A 1,474-nucleotide genomic window follows, 5' to 3' on the forward strand; every position below is an offset into this window, starting at 1 on the left:
GGCGCACGTCTTCGGTGAACGCACTCTGGCCACGCTGGAGCGTCTTCCGGGCCTGCTGTCGGCCTTTGAGGTCGTGGTATGGATGACGGATGACTGGCCGCTTTATGAATCACGCCTGAAGGGAGAACTGCATGACAAAGTCATTGGACATTATCTGAACATAAAACACTACCAGTAAGTTGGAGTCATTACCCCTCAATCAAACGTGAGAAGTCGTCACCTTTAAAACTGGTCACATTTTCAATACCCAGATCGGAAGCAGACTGGTTGATAGTCTCTACCGCATAGAACTTTGCACCAGTCAGCCGCGGGGCTAACAGGTAAGATGAAATTAAGGTTTTACGAACACTGCCACTGTAATTAATTACCGCTACTTTCATAAATCACCTCAGAATTTTTTGTTGAACTTCTTAGGGTCGAAATTCTCACCGATTTTATTGAAGAATTCTTTATCAATAATGCCGGGACTCTCTGCTTTTTCACTTTCCTGCGCTTCAGGCTCAGACGGTTGTGTATTGTGCAATACACTTTCCGCTGCACCCTTCGCGCTACTCTTATCATGTGTATTGTGCAATACATTTTTTCGGTTTTGCCGCGTTCTATACAGTGCCATCTCAAGCCCTTTGGCTGTTACCGAAAAGCTGTATTCGCTGTCGAGGATTTCAGCAATTTCATGCCGCGTTAGCCCTCTGTCCAGCCAGTTCTCGATTTCATTTAGGCGCAATCTGACAGCAGCCGATAAGTTGCGGGGTTTCAGATCTGCTGGTTTATTCATAACCCCCTCCGTTGTATGAAAATGACTCTACAACACTCGTAAGAAGGGGTCAATCGAGTTTTGTAGTTTATCTGTAGTTTTCTTGTAGTCTATTTGTAGTCTGTCACGTTTTTTGTAGTTTCTTTGTAGTTTTATTGTAGTCTATTTGTAGTCTTCCAACACTAAGGCAAAACGTTTTTTGTAGTTTATCTGTAGTTTATCTGTAGTTTTTGGTTGCTCAGATGGTCATGCAAGCATGACCATCAAAGAATAGGACGCTTTTTAGCCAAATGACCCTTAACCTACGGAGATCGCCCTACCAAAAAAAGATGATTTTTTATCCCTTAACCTGCTATACACCTAACGCAGCGTGATAAATCACGCTATCTCACTGATTTAAAAGAAAAAAAACCAAATTTAACCATGCTGCGGTATTACCCAGGTATTACAAATCTAATCTAACTTACTGATTTAAAACATTTTTTATTTATTACTTTGGTAATACTATGATTTCACCGTATTAGACACCCTTTTTTCGTTTAAAAAATGCACAAAGTGAGGACTGAATGCCAACAATAACCGCAAAAGTATCAGATGAACTTTTGGCCTATATAGACCTGGTTTCAGGTGGTAATCGGTCAGAGTATCTGCGGCGCTGCCTTGAAGCTGGCCCAGGTGATCTGGAGTCCGGGTTGAAAATAGTTACCAACCAGCTGAGCG

The 1,474-nt window shown here is 42.3% G+C and carries 3 protein-coding genes; 1 reads left to right on the forward strand and 2 read right to left on the reverse strand.

The features are described from left to right. Positions 1–178 (forward strand): IS1 family transposase (locus ACOI6Z_RS27450; protein ID WP_214163955.1); only part of this gene is annotated, 178 nt, incomplete at its 5' end. A 10-nt stretch (positions 179–188) separates the two neighbouring features. Here the strand turns inward: ACOI6Z_RS27450 and ACOI6Z_RS27455 are convergent. Then, the gene (locus ACOI6Z_RS27455) at positions 189–380 is read right to left on the reverse strand and encodes a hypothetical protein (protein WP_000861580.1); all 192 of its coding nucleotides are present in this window, start codon (positions 378–380) and stop codon (positions 189–191) included. Positions 381–388: 8 nt separating this feature from the next. Then, positions 389–775: a plasmid stabilization protein StbA gene (gene stbA, locus ACOI6Z_RS27460; RefSeq protein WP_001039463.1), complete on the reverse strand. Its 387-nt coding sequence runs from the start codon at positions 773–775 to the stop codon at positions 389–391. Positions 776–1,474: the final 699 nt, after the last annotated feature.

This window comes from Klebsiella sp. C239, assembly GCF_048822715.1.
GTDB classification, from domain to species: domain Bacteria; phylum Pseudomonadota; class Gammaproteobacteria; order Enterobacterales; family Enterobacteriaceae; genus Klebsiella; species Klebsiella quasipneumoniae.

Coding starts and splice junctions, on each gene's coding strand:
- ACOI6Z_RS27455 (WP_000861580.1), bottom strand. CDS start 380: ATGAAAGTAGCGGTAATTAATTACAGTGGCAGTGTTCGTAAAACCTTA.
- stbA (WP_001039463.1), bottom strand. CDS start 775: ATGAATAAACCAGCAGATCTGAAACCCCGCAACTTATCGGCTGCTGTC.